This is a genomic window from Streptomyces sp. NPDC002564 (genome assembly GCF_042889645.1).
Classification (GTDB): Bacteria; Actinomycetota; Actinomycetes; order Streptomycetales; family Streptomycetaceae; genus Streptomyces.
On record NZ_JBIARE010000015.1, the window covers coordinates 83,186 to 104,431 of the forward strand.

At 71.0% G+C, this 21,246-nt stretch carries 19 protein-coding genes; 8 read left to right on the plus strand and 11 right to left on the minus strand.

The window, feature by feature from the left end; translation table 11 throughout:
• The first annotated feature begins 276 nt into the window (after positions 1–276).
• Positions 277–807 (plus strand): hypothetical protein, encoded by a 531-nt coding sequence (locus ACFYXE_RS34775; protein ID WP_389319527.1) that lies wholly within the window; start codon positions 277–279, stop codon positions 805–807.
• A gap of 68 nt (positions 808–875) precedes the next feature.
• Positions 876–1,736 (plus strand): spermidine synthase, encoded by an 861-nt coding sequence (locus ACFYXE_RS34780; RefSeq protein WP_389319529.1) that lies wholly within the window; start codon positions 876–878, stop codon positions 1,734–1,736.
• A 15-nt stretch (positions 1,737–1,751) separates the two neighbouring features.
• Here the strand turns inward: ACFYXE_RS34780 and ACFYXE_RS34785 are convergent, their stop codons facing one another.
• On the minus strand, positions 1,752–2,288 hold the full coding sequence (locus ACFYXE_RS34785) for a hypothetical protein (protein ID WP_389319531.1): 537 nt from the start codon (positions 2,286–2,288) through the stop codon (positions 1,752–1,754).
• A gap of 122 nt (positions 2,289–2,410) precedes the next feature.
• Here ACFYXE_RS34785 and ACFYXE_RS34790 point away from each other — a divergent pair, with 122 nt between their 5' ends.
• The 3 genes from ACFYXE_RS34790 to ACFYXE_RS34800 all read left to right on the plus strand — a co-directional run bounded on the left by ACFYXE_RS34790 (position 2,411) and on the right by ACFYXE_RS34800 (position 6,207).
• The gene (locus ACFYXE_RS34790; RefSeq protein ID WP_361172852.1) at positions 2,411–3,115 is read left to right on the plus strand and encodes a response regulator transcription factor; all 705 of its coding nucleotides are present in this window, start codon (positions 2,411–2,413) and stop codon (positions 3,113–3,115) included.
• Positions 3,112–4,500 (plus strand): HAMP domain-containing sensor histidine kinase, encoded by a 1,389-nt coding sequence (locus ACFYXE_RS34795; RefSeq protein ID WP_361172849.1) that lies wholly within the window; start codon positions 3,112–3,114, stop codon positions 4,498–4,500. The genes ACFYXE_RS34790 and ACFYXE_RS34795 overlap by 4 nt, the downstream gene beginning before the upstream one ends.
• 657 nt (positions 4,501–5,157) lie before the next feature.
• Positions 5,158–6,207: a chitinase gene (locus tag ACFYXE_RS34800; RefSeq protein WP_389319534.1), complete on the plus strand. Its 1,050-nt coding sequence runs from the start codon at positions 5,158–5,160 to the stop codon at positions 6,205–6,207.
• A gap of 139 nt (positions 6,208–6,346) precedes the next feature.
• Here the strand turns inward: ACFYXE_RS34800 and ACFYXE_RS34805 are convergent, their stop codons facing one another.
• From ACFYXE_RS34805 to ACFYXE_RS34835, 7 genes are all read right to left on the minus strand, one after another.
• Positions 6,347–7,999: a bifunctional aspartate transaminase/aspartate 4-decarboxylase gene (locus ACFYXE_RS34805; protein WP_389319536.1), complete on the minus strand. Its 1,653-nt coding sequence runs from the start codon at positions 7,997–7,999 to the stop codon at positions 6,347–6,349.
• Positions 8,000–8,028: 29 nt separating this feature from the next.
• Positions 8,029–9,732 carry an aspartate-alanine antiporter gene (aspT, locus tag ACFYXE_RS34810; RefSeq protein ID WP_389319538.1) on the minus strand — a complete coding sequence of 568 codons (1,704 nt, stop codon included), beginning with the start codon at positions 9,730–9,732 and terminating at the stop codon, positions 8,029–8,031.
• A gap of 4 nt (positions 9,733–9,736) precedes the next feature.
• Positions 9,737–11,413 carry an aspartate-alanine antiporter gene (aspT, locus tag ACFYXE_RS34815; protein WP_389319540.1) on the minus strand — a complete coding sequence of 559 codons (1,677 nt, stop codon included), beginning with the start codon at positions 11,411–11,413 and terminating at the stop codon, positions 9,737–9,739.
• A 123-nt stretch (positions 11,414–11,536) separates the two neighbouring features.
• A complete protein-coding gene (locus ACFYXE_RS34820; RefSeq protein WP_389319542.1) occupies positions 11,537–12,997 on the minus strand; it encodes a glycoside hydrolase family 1 protein in 1,461 nt (486 codons plus the stop codon).
• 63 nt (positions 12,998–13,060) lie between these two features.
• Positions 13,061–13,927: a carbohydrate ABC transporter permease gene (locus tag ACFYXE_RS34825; RefSeq protein ID WP_361172831.1), complete on the minus strand. Its 867-nt coding sequence runs from the start codon at positions 13,925–13,927 to the stop codon at positions 13,061–13,063.
• Between the two features lie 9 nt (positions 13,928–13,936).
• Positions 13,937–14,944: a sugar ABC transporter permease gene (locus ACFYXE_RS34830; RefSeq protein WP_361172828.1), complete on the minus strand. Its 1,008-nt coding sequence runs from the start codon at positions 14,942–14,944 to the stop codon at positions 13,937–13,939.
• A 5-nt stretch (positions 14,945–14,949) separates the two neighbouring features.
• On the minus strand, positions 14,950–16,284 hold the full coding sequence (locus ACFYXE_RS34835) for an ABC transporter substrate-binding protein (RefSeq protein ID WP_389319545.1): 1,335 nt from the start codon (positions 16,282–16,284) through the stop codon (positions 14,950–14,952).
• Between the two features lie 288 nt (positions 16,285–16,572).
• Between ACFYXE_RS34835 and ACFYXE_RS34840 the strand changes: the two genes are divergently transcribed.
• The 3 genes from ACFYXE_RS34840 to ACFYXE_RS34850 all read left to right on the plus strand — a co-directional run bounded on the left by ACFYXE_RS34840 (position 16,573) and on the right by ACFYXE_RS34850 (position 18,778).
• Entirely contained in the window at positions 16,573–17,667 is a 1,095-nt protein-coding gene (locus ACFYXE_RS34840) for a LacI family DNA-binding transcriptional regulator (protein WP_389319547.1), read from the plus strand.
• Positions 17,668–17,947: 280 nt separating this feature from the next.
• Complete coding sequence (locus ACFYXE_RS34845; protein ID WP_389319549.1) at positions 17,948–18,559, plus strand: hypothetical protein; 612 nt, start codon at positions 17,948–17,950, stop codon at positions 18,557–18,559.
• A gap of 48 nt (positions 18,560–18,607) precedes the next feature.
• Entirely contained in the window at positions 18,608–18,778 is a 171-nt protein-coding gene (locus tag ACFYXE_RS34850) for a hypothetical protein (protein ID WP_389319551.1), read from the plus strand.
• Positions 18,779–18,981: 203 nt separating this feature from the next.
• Here the strand turns inward: ACFYXE_RS34850 and ACFYXE_RS34855 are convergent, their stop codons facing one another.
• The 3 genes from ACFYXE_RS34855 to ACFYXE_RS34865 form a co-directional block, all read right to left on the minus strand.
• Positions 18,982–19,176, minus strand: coding sequence for a hypothetical protein (locus ACFYXE_RS34855; protein ID WP_389319553.1), 195 nt, complete (start codon positions 19,174–19,176; stop codon positions 18,982–18,984).
• Complete coding sequence (locus tag ACFYXE_RS34860) at positions 19,173–19,634, minus strand: hypothetical protein (RefSeq protein ID WP_389319555.1); 462 nt, start codon at positions 19,632–19,634, stop codon at positions 19,173–19,175. Before ACFYXE_RS34860 ends, ACFYXE_RS34855 begins: the two co-directional genes overlap by 4 nt.
• 204 nt (positions 19,635–19,838) lie before the next feature.
• Positions 19,839–21,074 carry a helix-turn-helix domain-containing protein gene (locus ACFYXE_RS34865; protein ID WP_389319557.1) on the minus strand — a complete coding sequence of 412 codons (1,236 nt, stop codon included), beginning with the start codon at positions 21,072–21,074 and terminating at the stop codon, positions 19,839–19,841.
• Between the last annotated feature and the right edge of the window lie 172 nt (positions 21,075–21,246).

Here is a 21,246-nt window from a genome sequence, read left to right on the forward strand (position 1 = left end):
GTGCCCACGCTCGCGCGCTGGATGCCGCGCTCGCGCACGGGATGCCGCGCCCGCGCACTGGATGGCGGGCCGCCCCTGTTCCGGCGGAGCACGAACCTACCGTCCGTGACGGGTCCGCCACGTGGAGTTTGGCTACAAACCGGATATCTCACCCGGGATCCGCCATGAACTGCCATCCTTTGCGGCGGCGTGCCGCAGTGCCTGTTGACGCCTTCCCGCGTTGAACAACGAGGAGCGGGAGCCGGGCGGCTGCCGCACTGGCGAGGAGGGGTCCCCTTGTTGGAGATCGGCACGGAGAACAGCGGTTCCCGTACGCGCGGCGGTGCGTCCCCGGCGGCCCAGGCGCCCCCGCCGTCCCTGACCACGGCGCACCACTGGCCCACCCCGGACGGCAGCGCCCCGCCCGCCTACGGGGCGCAGGCCTGCGACGACGAGTGCTGCGACCTCGTCACGGTCCCCGCGAGACAGGGGCTCGAAGCCGTCGACATCCTGCGCCGCGGCGCGGGCGACACCATCGGGCCCGTGCTGCACGACGGCGGCTGCGACACCCTCGGCTTCCTCGTGCCGCCCGGCACCGCCGACGGCTGGGACCTGCCGGGCAGCGCCTGCACCCAGACCTTCGGCCGCGGCATGAGCGTGTACGCCGACCCGGAGCCGGGGCCCGCCGTCCCCGAGCCCCCGGTCGCGGGCACCGGCTGGCTGCTGCCGCCCGGCGGCGAGACCGACCCCGTCACCGACCCGGCCGTCCTGCGGGCCGCGCTCGGCCAGGCCGCCCGCACCATCGAGGCCGCCGACAACTGCCGCTGACCGGCCCCCGCACGCCGCCCCGCACCGGCCGCCGGGCCGCTTCCCGCGCGGGCGCCGATAATGGCCTGATGGCACGGAACAAGCGGACCCGGGAAGCACGGGAGGCCGTCGTCGAGACGGTGGACGGCGGGCTCGCCGAACTCATGCCGGACCGGGACCGGCCGCGCGCCTGGACGCTGCTCGTGGACGGCGCCCCGCAGTCCCACGTCGACCTCGACGACCCCGCGTACCTCGACTTCGAGTACCAGCGCAGGCTCGGCCACATCGCCGACCTCGTCGCCCCGCCCGGCCGGCCCGTGCGCGCCGTGCACCTCGGCGGCGGCGCCTTCACCCTCGCCCGCTACATCGCCGCCACCCGCCCGCGCTCCACCCAGCAGGTCGTCGAGCGCGACACCGCCCTCGTCCGGCTGGTCCGCCGCGAGCTGCCGCTGGACCCCCAGGCCCGGATACGGGTGCGCGGCACCGACGCCCGCGAGGGCCTCACCAGGATCGCCGACGGCTGGGCCGACCTCGTCATCGCCGACGTCTTCAGCGGCGCCCGCACCCCCGCGCACCTCACCAGCACCGAATTCCTCACCGACGTCCGCAGGGTCCTGGCGCCCGGCGGGTACTACGCCGCCAACCTCGCCGACGGCCCGCCGCTCGCCCACCTGCGCGGCCAGCTCGCCACCGCCGCCGCGCTCTTCCCCGAACTCGCCCTCGCCGCCGACCCCGCCGTGCTCCGCGGCAAGCGCTTCGGCAACGCCGTGCTGCTCGGCTCCGACGGCCCGCTGCCCGTCGCCGAGCTCACCCGCCGCTGCGCGGGCGACCCGCACCCCTGCCGGGTCGAACACGGCCGGGGCCTGCGGGACTTCAGCGGGGGAGCGGCGGCCGTCACGGACGCCGCCGCGGTCGCCTCGCCGGCGCCGCCGCCCTCGGTCTTCCGGTGAGCGCGGCCGGATCCGTCAGCTCTTCTGGATCTCCACGCGCGGTGCCGTGTCGTGCCAGGTGCAGAACACCGAGACGCGGGCCGCGCCCCCGGTGAAGTCCACCCGGATCCACTTGTCCTGCTTCCACGTCTGCACCGACCAGCCGGTGGCCGGGGTCGCCGACACCAGCGAGGCGGAGTCCTTGCCGAGGTCCAGGACGACCCGGCCGCCGTCGGTGCTGTAGCTCTTCACCGTGCCCGTGCCGGAGCTCGTGGGCGGCGGTGACGAGGGCTTGTGCGTGGGGGTCCGGGACGGTTTCGCCGACTCCGGGGACCTCGTGGGCCTACGGGGCTCGGCGGTCCGGTGCGCCGGCGACGACTCGGGGCGGTGCGTCGAGGAGGCCCGCGGCTCCGCGTGGTCCCCGCCGCCCCCGTCGTCGGCCGCGAGCGGCAGGGCGCGCGGCGGGTCGTAGGCGGTGCCCGCCATCACCGTGTGGACGCCCCACCAGGACAGCGTGACCGCCGCGCCGGTGGCGAGCGACCACGCGATTCCGTGTACGAGTCCTCTGTGCATCGCGGGCCATACTGCACCACGGTGTCCGGCCGTGTCCCACGGGGCGGGTGGGCCCGCACCCCGCGCGGGGCCGGACGTCCCGGGGAGGACCGCGTTCCTCCGGATGGCGTACGGTGCCGCCCATGGCAAGTGTGCTCGTCGTCGAGGATGACCAGTTCGTACGCTCCGCCCTCATCCGGCACCTGACCGATGCGTCGCACACCGTGCGCAGCGTCGGCACGGCCCTGGAGGCGCTGCGCGAGGTCGCCCATTTCCGCTTTGACGTGGTGATCCTGGATCTCGGCCTGCCCGACCTGGACGGGTCGGAGGCGCTGAAGATGCTCCGCGGCATCACCGACGTACCCGTGATCATCGCGACCGCCCGGGACGACGAGGCGGAGATCGTCCGGCTCCTCAACGACGGCGCCGACGACTACCTCACCAAACCGTTCTCCGTCGAGCACCTCTCCGCCCGGATGGCCGCCGTGCTGCGCCGCGCCCGCGTCACGGCGGGCGAGGCGCCGCCCGGCAACGTGCTCCAGGTCGGCGGGCTCTCCATCGACCCGCTGCGCCGCCAGGCCGAACTGGACGGCGCCCGCCTCGACCTCACCCGGCGCGAGTTCGACCTGCTCGCCTTCCTCGCCGGGCGGCCCGGCGTCGTCGTGCCGCGCAAGGAACTGCTCGCCGAGGTCTGGCAGCAGAGCTACGGCGACGACCAGACCATCGACGTCCACCTGTCGTGGCTGCGCCGGAAGTTGGGCGAGACGGCCGCGCGCCCGCGCTATCTGCACACCCTGCGCGGGGTCGGCGTGAAGCTGGAACCGCCGCTGGTGGAGCCACCGCTGTGAGGTGGGCCCTGGTCAAGGTGTGCCTGGCCGTCACGACGATGGTCGTGGTCGCCTTCGCGGTGCCGCTCGGCCTCGTCGTCAAGGAGATGGCCAGGGACCGCGCCATCTCGAACGCGGAGCGGCACGGCGCGGGCATGGGCCCCACGCTCTCCATCACCACCGACCGCAGGGAACTCACCCGTGCCGTCGCCTCCTCCGAGGCGGGCGGCGACGGGCGGATGGCCGTGTACGTCCCGGCCGTCGACGACGCCCCCGCCTTCGAGGTCGGCGACCCGCGGGCCGGGGCGCGGGCCGTCGAGGCGACCCGCAAGGAGGGCCGGGCCAGGACCACCGAGGTGCCCGGCGGCTTCGCGGTGCTCCAGCCGACCGCGCTCAGCTCCGGCACGGCGGTCGTGGAGATATTCGTGCCCGAGGCCGAGATCAGCAACGGCGTCACCACGGCGTGGCTGGTGCTCGCGGGCGTCGGCATCGCGCTGATCATCGGCTCGGTGGCGGTCGCGGACCGGCTCGGCGTACGCATGGTCCAGCCCGCCAAACGCCTGGTGGGCGCCGCGCACGACCTCGGCGAGGGCAAGCTGGGGGCGCGGGTCGTCGAGGAGGGCCCCACCGAACTGCGGCTGGCCGCGGTGGCGTTCAACGCGATGGCCGACCAGGTGGTCCAGCTCCTGGCCAACGAGCGGGAGCTGGCGGCCGACCTCTCGCACCGGCTGCGCACACCGCTGACCGTGCTGCGGCTGAACGCGGCGTCGCTCGGCGACGGGCCCGCCGCGGAGCAGACCCGTACGGCGGTCGAGACGCTGGAGCGCGAGGTCGACACGATCATCCGCACCGCGCGGGACGCCAAGCCGCAGACGGCGACGGTCGGGCCCGGCACGGGGTGCGACGCGGCCGAGGTGATCCGCGAGCGGATGGCCTTCTGGTCGGCGCTCGCCGAGGACGAGGGGCGCGAGGTCCGGGTGGCGGGCGTCGAGCGTCCGGTCCGGATACCGGTGGCGCGGCCCGAACTGGTCGCCGCGCTGGACGCGTTGCTCGGCAACGTCTTCCGGCACACGCGGGAGGGCACGGCCTTCTCCGTGGACGTGCACAGCGGCGAGGACGCGGTGATCGTCCTCGTCTCCGACGCGGGGCCCGGCATCGCCGACCCCGAGGCGGCGCTGGCGCGGGGGGCGGGGTCGGGGGAGGACGGGTCGACGGGGCTCGGGCTCGACATCGTGCGGAGGCTGGCGGAGGCGACGGGCGGGGATGTGCGGGTCGGGAGCTCGGTGCTGGGTGGGACGGAGGTCCGGATCTGGATCCAGCTCGATCCTCGGGGGCCGTCGACGGTGCGGCGGGGGCACAGGGGTGCGACGGTCCGTCGCCGCCACCGAACGCCTCCGCTCCCGTAACACCCCCACCCGGCGGCCCCTGGCCGCACAGCTCCCCGCGCCCCTTGAGGGTCCTGGCCTGATGCTCTTCGTCTGCGGCCGCTGGTGGGCTGGTCGCGCAGTTCCCCGCGCCCCTTGGGGGGGGGCTTGGCCTGGTGTTCTTTGTCTGCGGCTGCTCGTGGGTTGCTCGCGCAGTTCCTCGCGCCCCTGAGGGTGGTCCCCCGTGTGGTCTTTCTGCGGGCTGTTCGCGAGGGCCCCGGGACGGACCTCCCAGGGGCGCGAGGAACTGCGCGCTCAGCCAAGACACCCCCGCAGACGAGCAACGACGAAGCTCCCCCCAGGGGCGCGGGGAACTGCGCGATCGGCCACAACGCACCCGCAGACGACGAACACGAGGTCCCCCCTTAAGGGGCGCGGGGAACTGCGCGACCCGCCACCCCGCACCCGCAGACGACGAACAGCGACGGCCCCCGAAGCAGCGCGGGGAACTGCGCGATGAGCCACAACGCACCCGCAGGGACCCCCCACAGAACACCCCCGGTTTAACCACCCCCCATCTCTCCCTTAAGCGCACCCTAAGGACCCCAACTCCAAGAAACATTGCCCCATTTGTCGCCCGGCCCGCGGCTAGCGTGATCACACCCCCACCACCCCCACGCACCCCAAAGGCAGGAACCGATGAGCAGCCGCACGCACCGCCGCACGATGACCACCCGCTCCAAGGTCATCGGCGGACTCGCCGCCGCATCCCTCGTCGGCGGCGGCGCCTTCCTGTTCTCCGGGACGGCCCTCGCGACCAAGGCCGCCCCGGCACAGCAGGACCGAGCCCAGGCGAAGGCCGCCGCCTTCGCCCCCTTCGTCGACACCTCTCTCGCCCCCGCCTACGACCTCGTGGACACCGCGGAGAAGACCGGCGTGAAGGACTTCACCCTCGCCTTCGTCACCTCCGGCGGCGGCTGCGAGCCCAAGTGGGGCGGCGCCACCGGCCTCGACGACGACAAGGTCGCCGCACAGATCGACGCCCTGCGCGCCAAGGGCGGCGACGTCCGCGTCTCCTTCGGCGGCGCCGCGGGATCCGAGCTCGGCCTCAAGTGCGACAGTGCGGACGCCCTCGCCGAGGCGTACGGCAAGGTCGTCGATGCGTACAAGCTGACGAAGGTCGACTTCGACATCGAGGGCGCCGCGCTGCCGGACACCGCGGCGAACACCCGCCGCGCCGGGGCGATCGCCGCGCTGCAGAAGGAACACCCGGGCCTGGACGTCTCGTTCACCCTCCCCGTGATGCCCGAGGGGCTGACCCAGCCCGGCGTGGACCTGATCGCCGACGCCAAGAAGAACGGCGTACAGGTCGACGCGGTGAACATCATGGCCATGGACTACGGGCCGTCCTACGACGGCGACATGGGCACGTACGCCGTCGACGCGGCCACCGCCACCCAGAAGCAGGTCAAGGGCGCGCTCGACCTGTCGGACGAGGCCGCGTGGAAGGCCGTCGCGGTCACCCCGATGATCGGCGTCAACGACGTCGCGGGCGAGGTGTTCACGACCGAGGACGCCGGCCAGCTGGTGAAGTTCGCCGAGGACAAGGGCCTCGGCTGGCTGTCGATGTGGTCCTCGACCCGTGACAAGGCCTGCGAGGGCGGCGCGTCGGGCTCGGCGCAGCCCACCTGCTCGTCGATCGAGCAGGAGCCGCTGGCGTTCACGAAGGCGCTCGGCGCCTACAAGTAACCACCGCCACCCCGTAACTATCACCCCCTAACCACCCCCCCAGAGATAGAGCTGCCCCGGCCGGTCACCCCCCCCACCCGGCCGGGGCATCTCCACCCGTCACCCCCTCAACCCCTCACCCCCTCAATCCCTCCCCCCCTCAAGCCCCCGTAGCCGCCCGCCACTCCTGCGCGTAGTCGTTGAAGATGGACCGCAGGTGGTGGCCGATCTTCAGGTAGTCGAGGTCGTCGAGGTTGGCGAGCGAGACCCGTACCGACCACTCGGGGCCGTCGAAGCCGCCGCCGTTGAGCAGCACCACGTGGGTCTGCTCGGCGAGCCGGAACAGCGGGTCGACCGGCTCGTAGTTCTTCTCCAGGAAGTCCGCGAAGTCCTTGCCGTGCACGCGCTCGGCCTCCGCGAGCAGATCGAGCTCGATGTAGTAGCCCGCCCGCTTCGGGTCGTCGGAGATCTTCATCTGGGCGCCTTCGAGGAGCAGGTCCAGACGCTGCTTCACGATCGCGCGGATCCGCTCCTTGTAGGCCTGGCCCTCGTCCAGCATGTCGAAGAGCGAGAAGAGGGTGAGCATGACCTGCTGGGGGAGCGAGAGGCCCGCCGTGTGGTTCAGGGCGACCTGCCGCGAGTCGGCGACCAGGCGGTCGATGAACCGGATCTTCTCGGGTTCCAGCGACAGCGTCCCGTACCGCTTGGCGAGCCGCGCCTTCTCCGCGTCCGGCAGCCCCGCGATCATCTGATCGATGACGTTGTCGTCGTGCAGCCCGATCACGCCGAGCCGCCAGCCCGTGCAGCCGTAGTGCTTGGAGTACGAGTAGACGAGCAGCGTGTTGCGCGGCAGGTCGGCGGCGATCGAGCGGAAGCCCTCGACGAACGTGCCGTACACGTCGTCGGTGACGATCAGCAGGTTCGGGTTGTCGGTCGCGACGATGTCCTTGATCTGGTTCGCGACGCGCTGACTGAGCGCCAGGGACGGCGGGTTGGACGGATTGACGATGCAGAGCAGCTTGACCGCGGGGTCGGCGAGCTTGGCGACCTCCTCGGTGGGGTAGCGCCACTCGCGCACGCCGGTCTCGGTGAACAGGCTCGCCGAGACCTGCACGACCTCGAACTCGTAGGTGTCGAGCTCGGGGATCTCGATGTACGGCGTGAACACCGGCACCATCAGGGCGATCTTGTCGCCCTTCTTGAGGATGCCGTTCTTCATCAGCGAGTCGAAGATGTAGCACATCGCCGCCGTGCCGCCCTCGGTCGCGAACAGCGACATGGTGTCCTCGGGCGGGTTCTTGGCGAACATCTCGTCGGCGAGGTAGCCGCGCACGATCTGCTCCGCGTGCGTCAGCATCCGGTCGGGTACGGGGTAGTTGTCGCCGATGGAGCTGTCGGTCAGCTCGTGGATGAACGCGTCCCGGTCGAAGCCGAAGCGCTCGACGGCGTGCGCGACGCACTTCTCCAGGAGCTCGATGCCGGGCAGGTCGGGGTGGCGGCGCACGAAGGTGTCGAAGCGCTCCGCCGAGCCCGGCTTCTCCGGCATGCCGCCGAGGTTGTCGGCCGTCCACACCCGGCGCGACTCGGACAGCGCGAAGTAGCCGAGCGCGTAGAAGGCCTCACGCGGCCCGGTCGCGGTCCAGTTCGGGTTGCCCCGGCCCGCGTTGAGCATCTGGGCGCTCGACTTCTCCTTCTGGCCGGGCTTGTCCTCCTGGACCGCCTGCGCGATCTGGATGAACTTGTCCTTCAGCTCGAAGGGGCTGAGCTGGGCGAAGGACTGGATTTCCTCGCGGGTGAACGTGGTCTTCGGCACGGTGCTTCCTTACGTCTCGTACGTACGCGTCAGTGGTGGAGGAGGACGATGACCGCGCCCCAGATCGTCAACAGGACGTTGGAGACGGCGTAGGGGATCGTGTAACCGAGCGTCGGCACCTGGGACTTGGACTGTTCGTTGATCGCGCCGATCGCCGCCGTGGTGGTCTGGCCGCCCGCGAGGACGCCCATCAGGATCGGGAAGCGGATCTTCTGGATGTGGTGGCCCACCAGGAACCCGACGAGAAGCGGGATCACGGTGGCCACCGCGCCGAACACCAGGAGCCCCCACCCGGCCGTCGAGAGGCCGCTGGTGAAGCTCGGCCCGGCGTTGATGCCGACGACCGCGACGAACAGGCAGAGCCCGAGCGTGTCCATGAACCACTGGGCGCCGGGCGGGACATTGCCGTACGTCGGGTACTTGCCGCGGATCCAGCCGAAGACCAGGCCCATGATGAGCGCGCCGCCGGACGTGGAGAGCGAGATCGGCACGCCGCCCGCGGTCAGCGCGGGGATGCCGATGCAGCCGCCGAGGAAGATGCCGAGGCCCACCCAGACCATGTCGGTGGCGAAGGACGTCGGCACCGGCTTGCCGATCTCCTTGCCGGCCGGGTCCACCAGGCGCTTGGGGCCGGTGAGGATCAGGGTGTCGCCGCGTTCCAGGGTGGTGGAGAGCCGGTAGGGGAAGGCGGACCCCGAGCGGTAGAGCTTGTCGACGTACACGCCGACCATGAACGGCTCCGCACGCAACTCGCCGATTGTTTTGCCCAGTTGCGCCTTCTCCGAGACGACGACGTGCAGCGTCTCGGTCTGGTAGCCGAGCAGGTCGACGTCGTCGGTCTCGCCGCCCACGTGAGTGCGGGCGTCGTAGCTGACGAGGTCGCCGCGGATCGCGCTCACCGCCACGGTGTCGCCCGCGCGCAGCACGGTCCGCTGGTCGTGCGGCAGGATCTCGCCGTCGCGCCGCACCCCGGTGATGTAGACCCGGCGGCCCAGCGTCTTCTGCTGCTCCTCGAAGTCGTCGATGGTGCGGCCCACGACGTCGGGCCGCTCCACCCGGTAGGCGCGCAGGACCACCTCGTAGTAGCCCTCGCCGAGGTCGGGGTCGTCCGCCGGAGCGTCCAACTCCTTGGCGAGCGCCGCGGATTCGGCCGCCAGGTCCTTGCGGTACAGCTTGGGCAGGATGTTGGCGAGCAGCATCGCGCACAGGATGGTGCCGAGCGGGTAGCAGACGGCGTACCCGATGGCGACGAGGTTCTCCTGCTCCTTGACGTCGCCGGGGGACAGGCCCGGCAGGTTGCCGATCGCGTCCTGGGCGACACCGATGACGGCGGACTGGGTGAGCGCCCCGCCGAGCAGGCCCGCCGAGAGGCCGGGACCGTAGCCGAGCATCGCCGCGAAGCCCCAGCAGACCAGCAGGCCCGTCACGCAGACCACGACGGCGTTGACGACCTGCGGCAGGCCGTCCTTCTTCAGGCCGCGGAAGAACTGCGGGCCGACCTTGTAGCCGAGCGCGAAGAGGAACATGGTGAAGAACAGGTTCTTCACCGTCCCGTCGATGGTCACCTTGAACTGCGCGCCGAGCAGCAGCCCCGCGACCAGGCAGCCGGTGACGGCGCCGAGGGCGATGGCCCGGTAGCGCAGCTTCCCGATGAGGAAGCCGAGCGCCACGGTGATGAAGACCAGCAGCTCCGGATGGGGCTGGAAGATGTTCCGGTTCAGGAAGTCGATCACGTGTCTACGCTCCTAGTACGCCGACGAGAATCGGCCCGGTCAAAGGGAGCAGGAAGTTGGAGAGCGCGTACGTGATCGTGTAGCCGAGCATCGGCACGGAGCTCTGGGCCACCTGGGTGACCGAGGTGATCGCGGGGGTCGAGCACTGCTGGCCCGCGATGGCTCCGATGAGCAGCGGCTTCTCGATCTTGAGGAATTTGCGCCCGATGAACAGCGAGAGCGTCGCGGGGACCAGCACCATGGCGATCCCGGCGAACGGGAGCAGCGCCCCGTACTCCTTGAGCAGGGGCCAGGCCTGCGGGCCCGACACCAGTCCGGTGCAGGCGATGAAGACCGCGAGGCCCATGTCCTTGATGGTCGCCGCGGCCTGCGGCGGGAAGGCGCCGAAGGTCTGCTTGCGGGAGCGGAACCAGCCGAACAGCAGCCCGGAGATCAGGCAGCCGCCGCCGGTGCCCAGCGACATCGGGACGTCGCCGAACTTCACCACGACCTGGCCGAGCAGGGAGCCCGCCGCGATGCCGAGGCCCACGTAGATGAAGTCGGTGGCGTCGTTCTTGACGACCGCGCCGATCCGCGAGACCAGCTTGTTCAGGCCGGAGCGGGCGCCGACCAGGGTGAGCACGTCGCCGCGGTGCAGCGCGGTGTCGCCGGTGGCGGGCAGGTGCTGGTCGCCGCGCTGGACGTCGGTGACGTACACGCCGTCCTTGACGAACTCGGGATGCGCCTGCTGGAGCTGGTCGACGGTGAGGCCCTCGGTCTCCTTCGCGGTGACCGAGACCTGGCTGGTGGCCAGCGGGGTGTCCACGCCGGGGATGCCGGGGGTCTCGGGGCCGATGAGCCGGCCCGCCTCGATGGCGTTGGCGCGCCGGCCGACCACGAGGACCAGGTCGGAGAGGGTCAGGGCGAGGCCGGGGGCCGGGGTGAGGAGCTTGCTGCCGCGCTTGACGGCCTCCACGGTGATCCGGCCGTCGAGCTCGCTCTCCAGGTCGCCGACGGTCCTGCCGTCGCCCGCCGTCACCAGATAGGTGCGCCCGACCAGGCCGGGCAGCGCCGCCCGCTCGTCGGCCTCCAGGCCGCCGCCCCCGCGGATCTTCTCCCACAGCTCGCGGGAGGCGTCCCGGAGGTTGATGCGCAGCATCATCGGCATGATCTGGCTGGTGTAGATCACGATGGTGATCAGGCCGAAGAGGTAGCAGACGGTGTACGCGGTGGCGACGTGCCCCTGGTACTCGGTGATCTGCGCCTGGGTGAGGTCGCTCAGCTTGCCGATGGACTCGGTGGCCGTGCCCACCACCGCGGACTCGGTGGCGGCGCCCGCGAGGATGCCCGACGCGGTGCCGACGTCCAGGTCGAAGGCCTTGGCCAGGCCGAACGCGATGGCCAGCACGCAGACCAGCTCGATCCCGCAGAGCGCGAAGAAGCGCAGGCTCTTGCGGTTGAGGTTGGCGAAGAACTGCGGGCCCGCCATGTAGCCGAGGGCGAAGATGAAGAGCGCGAAGAAGATCGTCTTGACGTCGTCGGAGACGGTGACCTTGGTCCAGGCGCCGAGCAGCAGCGAGACGATCAGCGTCCCGCAGATGCCGCCCAGGGTGATCGGGCCGACCCGCAGCTTGCCGACCAGGTAGCCGAGGGCCAGGCAGAGGAACAGCGCGAGCTCAGGGTGATCGCGGAGAACGCCCACGCGCGCTCACCGCGCCGGTTCTGCGGCGGAATGACCCGAATAATCAACATTTCGCATATCCGAAAACTAAGGAGCCGAGTGGGGGTCTGCCACTCGGCTCCCGGCACCCCGGGGCCGCCCGGGTCAGTCCAGCGCGCTCTCCGGGGGCAGCTCGCCGGCGGCGGCGACCCCGGCGTACCAGTGGGCGCTGGACTTCGGGATGCGGGCCTGCGTCTCGTAGTCCACGTAGACCGCACCGAACCGCTTGCTGTAGCCGTACGCCCATTCGAAGTTGTCGAGCAGTGACCAGAGGTAGTAGCCGCGCACGTCGGCACCCGCCGCGATCGCCTCCTGCACGGCGGCGAGGTGGCCGTGCAGATAGCGGATCCGGTCGGGATCGTGCACCTGACCTGCGGCGTTCGGCTTGTCGTCGTAGGCCGCGCCGTTCTCCGTCACATAAAGGGGAACCCCGGGGGCCTGAGCGGTGTACTCAAGGAGAAGGTCCTTGAGGCCGGTCGGATCCACCGGCCAGTCCATGGCGGTGAGTTCACCGGGCGCCCGGTGGAAGGTGACGTGCTCGTCGGCGCCCGGCCAGGGGGAGTGGCTGCTCGCGCCGTGCCCGTCGGGGCGCGGCCGGCCGGAGCCGTCGTCGGCCGCGGCCGACACGACAGAGGGGGCGTAGTAGTTGATGCCGAGGAAATCCAGCGGCCGGCGGATCACGCGCAGGTCGTCGTCCCGCACGAAGGACCAGTCCGTGACGTGCGCGGTGTCCGCCAGCAGATCGTCGTCGTACGTGCCGCGCAGCATCGGCCCGGTGAAGACCCGGTTGGCCAGGGCGTCGATCCGGCGCCGCGCGTCCTGGTCGGCGGCCGAGGGGGTGAGCGGGCGCACCGCGCTCGGATTGAGGCTGACACCGATCCGCGCCCGCCCCGGCAGGACGCCGCGCAGCGCCTGCGTGCCCAGGCCGTGCGCGAGGTTGAGATGGTGAGCCGCCCGCAGGGCCGCCGCGGGGTCGGTGCGGCCCGGGGCGTGCACCCCCGAGCCGTAGCCGAGGAAGGCGCTGCACCACGGCTCGTTCAGCGTCGACCACATCTCCACGCGGTCCCCGAGCGCCCCGCCCACCATCCCGGCGTACTCCGCGAAGCGGTGGGCGGTGTCCCGCTCCGGCCACCCGCCGCCCGCCGCCGAGCCGCTGGGGAAGGCGTCCTCCAGCTCCTGCGGCAGGTCCCAGTGGTAGAGGGTGACCATCGGCCGGATGCCGTGCGCGAGCAGCTCGTCGACGAGCGCCCGGTAGAAGTCGAGCCCGCGCTGCACGGCGGGCCCGCGCCCGGTGGGCTGCACCCGCGACCAGGACACCGAGAAGCGGTACGCGGACAGGCCCAGATCCGCCATCAGGCGTACGTCGTCGCGCCATCGGTGGTAGTGGTCGACGGCCACGTCACCGGTGTCCCCGCCGAGCACCTTGCCGGGCGTGTGGCTGAAGGTGTCCCAGATGGAAGGCGTGCGGCCGTCCTCCCGCGCCGCCCCCTCGATCTGGTACGCGGCGGTCGCGGCACCCCACAGGAAGCCGTCGGGAAAGGCGGGACTCGCAGAGGTCGAAGGCATAGGAGCGCTCCCATGGGTCGTACGGAAAGGGGGAGTTGACGAGTCGGGCGCCGGGGGAGGGGCTCAGCCCTTGACCGCGCCCTGCATGATCCCGCCCACGATCTGTTTGCCGAACAGCATGAAGGCGATCAGCAGCGGCAGCGTGCCGAGCAGCGCGCCCGCCATGATCACCGACTGGTCCGGGATGGCCCCGCGGCCCAGCCCGGCGAGCGCCACCTGCACGGTCGGCTCGCCCTCCTGGGTCAGGGCGATGATCGGCCAGAAGAAGTCGTTCCACGCCATGACGAAGGTGAGCATGCCGAGGACCGCCATCGCGGGGCGCGCGGCCGGGAAGACCACGTGCCAGATCACCCGCCAGCTGCTCGCCCCGTCCATCCGGGCCGCCTCGATCAGCTCGGTGGGCAGCGCCTCCTTGAGGTACTGCCGCATGAAGAACACCCCGAAGGCGCTGACCAGGGTCGGCAGGATGACGGACTGCAGCTGGTCGGTCCAGCCGAGGTCGGCCACCACCATGAACAGCGGGACCACGCTGAGCTGGGGCGGCACCATCATCGTGCCGATCACCAGGAGCAGCAGGAAGCCGCGGAAGCGGAAGCGGAGCTTGGCGAAGGCGAAGCCCGCGAGAGTCGAGAAGAGCACGGTGCCGACGGTGATGGAACCCGCCACCACCAGCGTGTTGAGCAGGGCCGTGCCCATGTTGGCGTCGGTCCAGGCGATCTCCAGGTTCTTGAAGAGGTTGCCGCCGAACCAGAAGGGCGGAGGTGTCTCGGCGAGCCGGGTGTTGTTGCGCGAGGCCGCGATGGCGGTCCACACCAGCGGGAAGAGCGAGCCGACGGTGAAGAGGATCAGCACGGCGTACGTCACCTTGCCGCCGTGCAGCTGGCGTCCCGCGCCCCGCTTGCGCGGCCTGGTGGACAGAGTGGTCGTCACGTCATCCCCTCACGCGCTCTTGCGGATCCGGCGGCCGACGGCCCAGTTGACGAGCCCGATCAGCACGAGGATCAGGAACATCGTCCAGGCGATCGCCGAGGACCGGCCCAGGTGCTGGTTGAACCAGCCCTGCTCGTACAGATAGAGGCCCAGCGTCTGGAACTGATGGTCGGAGCCCCCGGTGGGGCTCGCGCCCTGGCTGAACAGCAGCGGCTCACCGAACAGCTGGGTGGCCCCGATCGTCGAGACGACACAGGTGAACAGGATCGTCGGCCGCAGCGAAGGGATCGTGACGTGCCGGAACTGCTGCCAGCGGCTCGCGCCGTCCAGGGCCGCCGACTCGTACAGGTCGTGCGGGATGGCCTGCATCGCGGCCAGATAGATGAGCGCGTTGTAGCCCGTCCACCGCCAGATCACGATGGAGGACACGGCGAACCGCGCGGTCCAGTTGCCGTTCTGCCAGTCGACCGCGTCCACGCCGACGAGCCCGAGCCCCCAGTTGATCAGCCCGTGGTCGGTCCGGCTGAACATGAGCACGAACACCAGCGTCGCCGCGGCCACCGACGTGGCGTACGGCGTGAGGATCGCGACCCGGAAGAACATCGAGCCGCGCAGCCGGTAGTTGAGCAGATGGGCCAGGCCCAGCGCCATCAGGAGCTGGGGCACGGTGGACAGGAGCCCGATGGTGAAGGTGTTGCGCAGCGCGTTCCAGAAGAACTCGTCGTCCCAGAGCCGGGAGAAGTTGCGCAGCCCCACCCACTCCATGTCGGTGGGGGTGCCCAGCTCCACCCGGTGCAGCGAGGCCCACCCCGTGTAGAGCAGCGGGAAGAGCCCGAAGGCGACGAAGAAGAGGAAGAAGGGGGCGACCAGCGCGTAGGGACTCCACTTCACGTCCCAGCGGTAGCGGCGGCTGCGCCGCTCCCGGCGGCGCTCGTCGGCGGACCGCGCGGGGGCCCGGTCGCGGGGGGCCGCGCCCTCCTCCTGGGAGGGCGCGGCGGTGCTGGCGTCGCTCGTCATCCCGGTCACTGGTCCAAAGCGTTGTCGATCGTCTTCACGGCCTTGTCCCAGGCCTTGTCGGGAGCGGTTCCCTTCTGGTCGACGCCGAGCATCCCGGTGTCGGCCAGGTACTGGGAGATGATTCCGTCCTTGGGGCCGATGGGCTGGACCGGCACGCCCTCGGCGGCCCGGGAGAAGATCTGTCCGACGGGTGCGTCGCCGAAGTAGGGGTTCTTGGCGTCCTTGACCTCGGGCAGGTCGTAGGCGGCGTCGGCGCTCGGGAAGCTGGCGCGCTCGTCGAAGAGGGTGGCGAGCTGCTTGGGCTCGGTCAGCCAGGCGGCCAGCTTGGCGGCCTCCTCCTTGTTCTTGCCGGCCTCGGGCACGGTCAGGAAGGAGCCGCCCCAGTTGCCGGGCCGGGGCGAGGGGGCCACGTCCCACTTGTCCTCGCCCTTGTCGCCCGCCTTGTCCTTGATGTAGCCGAGCATCCAGGGCGGGCAGGTGATCGTGGCGAACGAGCCGTTGGAGATGGCCTGGTCCCAACTGGGCTGGAACTGCTGGAGCTTGGCGGTCAGGCCGTCCTCGGCGAACTGGGCGGCGAGGTCCCAGCCCTCCTTCACCGTGGCGCTGTCCTTGTAGATCAGCTCCCCGTCCTTGTCGTAGAACTTCTCCTTGCCCGAGGCGTGCACGGCGGCCATCACGCCGGTCGCGCCGTCCACGAAGTGGGTGCCGTCGGGCGCCTTGGCCTGGTAACGCTTGCCCGCGGCGAGGTACTTGTCCCAGTCGCCCGCCCAGAGCTTGCCGACCTCGGCGCGGTCGGTGGGCAGGCCGGCCTTCTTGAAGAGGTCCTTGCGGTAACAGATGCCGGTCGGGCCGATGTCCGTGCCGAGCCCGATCGTCCGGCCGTCCTTGCTCGTGCCCTGCTGCCACTTCCAGTCCAGGAAGTCGTTCTTGTCGACACCGGAGACCTTGCCGAGGTCCATCAGCTTGGCGGAGTGCGTGGTGGTCAGCTCGGCGATGTTGCCGACCTCGACGGCCTGGATGTCGGAGAGGCCGCTGCCGCTGCTGAGGTGGGTGAGCAGCGCGGGCCAGTAGTTCTCGTTGCGCTGCACGGAGTTCTGCTTGATGGTGATGTCGGGGTTGAGCTTCTCGTACTCCTTGTACAGACCGGCCTCCTGGAGGCCGAAGGCTCCGAAGACGCCGACCGTGAGCGTCGTCTTGCCCTTGCCGCCGCCTCCACCGCCCTCGGCCGAGCCGCCGGGCTCGTCCTTGTCCTCGGCGCAGCCGGCCAGCAGGCCGGCGGCGAGGGCGGTGGCGGCCGCGAGGACCGTCACCCTGCGGTACGTACGGGTCCTGTGGCGCATTGCGTCCTCCTCGTGCCCTGACGTGCCGACCGCCCTCGGTCAACTGTGGTGCTGGGACTGCGAGTTGCGGCTGTCGGACGGGGGCGGGGGACGTGCGGGTCGTGTAAGGGCCAGGTACGGTGGGAGCGCTCCCATGTGTGATGTCTTGAAGAGTCGCGGCTCGCCGCGGGGGTGTCAAGGCGGCGGACGCCAAGAGTTGAAGGCGTCCGGCGGGCGGTGGCCGGTGCCCGGACGGGCGGGTGGCCGACCCGGGACCGGCTGTTACATTCGCGTCGATGGGAGGCACAGATGGGGACTGGTCAGCCCAGGGGGCGCAGGGGTGGGCGGCCCACGCTCGAGGAGGTGGCGGCCCGCGCCGGGGTGGGGCGCGGCACCGTGTCCCGGGTGATCAACGGCTCGCCGCGGGTGAGTGAGCGCACCCGTGCGGCGGTCGAGGAGGCGGTGGCCGAGCTCGGCTATGTTCCGAACACGGCGGCCCGGGCGCTCGCGGCGAACCGCACGGACTCGATCGCGGTCGTGGTGCCCGAGCCGGAGTCGCGCTTCTTCGCCGAGCCGTACTTCTCGGACATCCTGCACGGCGTGGGCCAGGCGCTCGCCGATACGGACATGCAGCTGCTGCTGACCTTCGCGGGCGGCGACCGCGAGCGCAGGCGCCTGGCGCAGTACCTGGCGGCGCACCGCGTGGACGGTGTCCTGCTGGTCTCGGTGCACGCGGACGACCCGCTGCCCGACCTTCTGGAGCAGCTCGACATCCCCGCGGTGATCAGCGGCCGCAGGTCGGCGGGGGAGACGCTGGCCTCGGTGGACTCGGACAACTTCGCGGGCGCGCGGGCGGCCGTGGCCCACCTCCTGGCCCGCGGCCGGCGCACCATAGCCACGATCACCGGCCGTCTCGACGTCTACGGCGCCCAGCGCCGCCTGGACGGCTACCGCGACGCCCTGACGGAGGCCGGTCACCCGGTCGACGAGACGTTGATCGTGCAGGGCGACTTCACCGAGGAGGGCGGACGCCGCGCGATGACGGAGCTCCTGGAGCGCGCCCCGGCCCTGGACGCGGTGTTCGCGGGCTCGGACGTGATGGCGGCGGGCGCCCGTCAGGTGCTGCGCGCGGCGGGTCGCCGGATACCGCGGGACGTCGCCCTGGTCGGCTTCGACGACTCGGCGATCGCCCGTCACATGGACCCGCCCCTGACCAGCGTGCGCCAGCCGATCACGGAGATGGGCCGCACGATGACGGACCTCCTGCTCGCGGAGATCGCCGAGGCGGCGGAACGGGCGGGCGCCCGCCCCGCGGGCCCGCACCCCCCGGTCCCGGTGAACGCCCGCCCGAACCGCCCACAGATCGTGCTGCCCACGGAACTGGTGACGCGGGCGTCGTCCTGAGTGTCGTCGGGGCCGGGGCTCCGGTGCCGGGGTGCGGCGAACATGACCCTCGTCACATGCACGGGCAAAGGGCGGGCAAAGGCAAGACCAAGGAGAAGGTGGCCCAAATGTGTCTGGGGCTCTGAGCGTTGGGCAGCCGCCGGCCTCCGCGGGGCCGGACCCACTCACCTGGTCGACGCCACGTCTCAAGGTGTGGACCGCCCGTCGAAGTTCGACACGCTTGTAGAAGATCGTTAGGTTCTCCCCCGACCTGTTCCGCGCAGACCTATGGGGGGTTCCCGTGCGCGCATTTTCTGCTGTCGCCATGGCCGGTGTTTCCGCCGCCGCTCTGATCGCTGTCGGCACTTCGCCGGCTCACGCGTCAGACGACATTCCGTCCGACTATTCGGGCGAGGTCCTTGCCGACGACGTCGTCATCGAAGACGTGCCCGGTGAAGAAGTGACTCCGGAAGAGGAAGAGGAAGTAAAGGCTCCCGACTATTCCGAGCTGCCGGACGGGGCGCTGCGGTCGGCCACCGGCTCGACGGCCCTCGGCGTCTTCACGTACTCGCACGGAGGAGTGACCATCAAGGTGCCCTCCGGCTGCTTTCTGACCCACTCGGTCAAGGGCTCGGGGAAGAAGGTCAGCAGCCAGCTGGCCGGTGTGGACTGTGTGGGCCCGGCCGCGCTCGGTTCGCGGTTCTGCAACGCGCGCCTCGAATTCCACTACGCCGACACCGCGGGCAAGACGTACAAGATCAAGCGGGGGCCGCTGCGGACGAAGTGCTACACGGGGACGTTCCCCACCTACAAGGTCGGGGCGCATACGCTGCCCAAGTACGGAAAGGCCTGCGCGCAGCTGTTCATCAACGGCAGCCGCAAAGCGGTGCAGTGCCACTTCATCACCAAGTAAGGGCTGACAGTGCACCCCGCATACACCTCTCGTCAGTGGTGGACCGAAATGGCGATCGGCGTGCTGGTCACGCTCGTCTGTACCGGCCTCCTGCTCTTGGTGGGAATCTGGGCGCTGGAGGGGCGCGGCGGCACCGTGAACCTCCTGAGCTGCCTGGTGCCCGGGTTGGTGGTCGGTATCTGGGCGGCCCGCCGCTATCGGCGTCGTCGCACGGAATGAGCGGACCGGGCGGACCGCACGGCGTCCGGCGGCCCGCCGCCCGGGCCGCCGACGTCGCTCGGTCACGGGGCTCGGCCTTCGCGTAGCGGCCCTGTGGCCGGGCGGCGAGGTGCAGAGTCCCGGCTCCCGGGGGTCGCGTGCCCAGCAGTACCCGGCCGCGCGTCCCGCTCCCTTGCTGTGGCGGGCCGCGGCCCTCAGCGCGCTCATGTCGCGCCTCCGCTTCCGTGCCCCTGCGGCCGGGCGGCCGCGCGGGCGGCCCGCAGAGCACGCCGGATCCGGGCACCCTGCGCGCAGTCCGACAGTGCCTGACAGGCGGCGCAGGCGTCGATGTGGTGCAGATGGAGTACATAGACGTCCTGGGCGCGGCGCGCCGCATCGATCGCCTCGGCGATGGTCACCGGGGCTCCCCCGTCCGTGCTGACTCGATCAGGGCCGCGACGCCCTCGATCGCACACAGGTCACCGACGGCCCGGGGCAGTACCGCCCAGTGCAGGCCCGTCGGACCGCGCATGTCGCCGGCGGGCACGCTGAGGTAGGAGCCCTCGCCGAGCATGGCCACCACGCCGCGGTACGACCACCGGTCGGTGGGCTCGACGAGCGCGTAGTAGGCGTGCTGCGCCGCGTTGTGGATCACCGGCCCGTCCAGGAGCTCGGCGAGCATCGCGATCAAGATCTCGGGGTCACTCGTCCCCGCAGCGGCTCGGACCAGCCGCCCGGGCAGGAGCACGCAGTTGAACGTGCTGCCGAGCGGCAGGAGCGCGAATCCCGCCTCCGCCCATTCCCGGTGGGCCTGTCGTGGTTCATCCTGTGCGTGCGCGAGCCAGTCGAAGGCGGCCGCCGTGTCCACGCCGTTCACAGCGCGCCACCAGTCTGTGCTCGACCTTCGCCGTAAGGGACTCTTCCGCGGAGCTCGTCGTCGATGGACAGTGGCTCACTGCGGTGCGTGGATGCGTGCAGCCTCACGGGAAACCCCCTCGGTTCGGCGGAACCAGAACCGTAGGGCCACGAGCGGTGCTGAAGAGGGACAGATTGTCCCCCTGTCCCAGGCTGTCCCCCTCGTTCAGCTGGTCACGATGCCTACCCCTGCAGCGAGCGCGCCCGCTTCCTTCCGCATCGCGCGTGGTGCGCTGCGCCACAGCTCGGCCACGGCCTGCCGCGCCGACGGTGTGTACGACACCGTCTCGGCGGCGATCTCCCGGGCCATTTTCATGACGTGCAACGCGGCTGTTCGGTCGCCGCGTTGCAGATGGCCACGAGCGACTTCCACCCACAAGCGGGCCCGACGTTCCCGGGACGGCATGACATCCGGGTCAATGTCTTCGGCCAGGCCGATCGCCTTCTGCGCCTTGCGCAGGTCGGTTGCCACGCTCACCGCGTGGAAATCCACATTGGCCCTGCCGAACACGGTGGAGGAGTGGACATACGACGCGGGCAGCGACTTCGCCACCTCGTCACCCTTGTCCCAGTACCGCCACGCGTCGCCTTCTCGCCCTTCACGTGCCACAGTCACCGCAGCGTGCAGCTGTAGCGCGCCGTAGATTCCACGCCAGTCTTCGGGAGCCTCGTCGAGGTGTGGGCGAATCAGATCGGCGGCTTCGTCCACGACTCGCAACGCCTCATCCGGATAGGACGTTTCCCGAAGGATGTTGCCCATGTTCCATGCCGCAGCGGCGATCGCGGCAGGCTGATCCGCGTCCTGCGCCGCGGCGAGCGCCCGGTCGGCCACGACCCAGGCGAGTTCGGCCGGTGCGATGTATGCGGTGGTCTGCCCCGTCAGACGGTAGATGTCGGACAGTGCGACAAGGGCCACGCGGCGCTGCTCGCCGTCGAGACCTCGGACGGCGGCCTCGCCGTCACGGATCAGTGCGGGCAGCAGAGCACCAACCTCGCTCCGGTTGTAGCCGCTCGTGTGCCACAGCGCCCACGACTGGTCTACCCGGCCCTGCAGGAGGGCCGGGTCCGGCTGTGTGGCCGAGGGCGGCACGGGTGCCAGGGCGCGGTTCATCACGGCTGCCCATACCTCCGGTATACCCGGATGCGAGAGCCGGCCCAGCGGGATCGGCTGGGCCGGACCGTCCGCCGAGCCGGTCAGTACAGCGAGGTCGGCTACCTGGAGAGCGGCACCCAGGCGCAGAAGCAGTGTGTGATCACGAAGCGGGCGCTCCCCGCTCTCGATCTTCTTCAGCCAGTCGGGGCCACGGCCGCACAACTGCGCCAATTGGGGGCGGGACAGGCCTCGTGACTCGCGTAGGGCCCTGATGCGTTCTCCGAGGCTGAGCTCGTCGTGGCTGTCCATACCTGCTCCCTCGCAAGAGGCGGTGCGCTGCCGTCTCGCCAGCCTATGGCGCACGTCAAGAGGCCTGCGGCGTAGGTGGCGGGCCCGAGGCCTCGGCTGGCGAGCCAGAGCCTGCACCCGGAGGTCTCCGGAGCGGGACACGAAAAAGGCCCGGTCTGCTCTCGCAGACCGG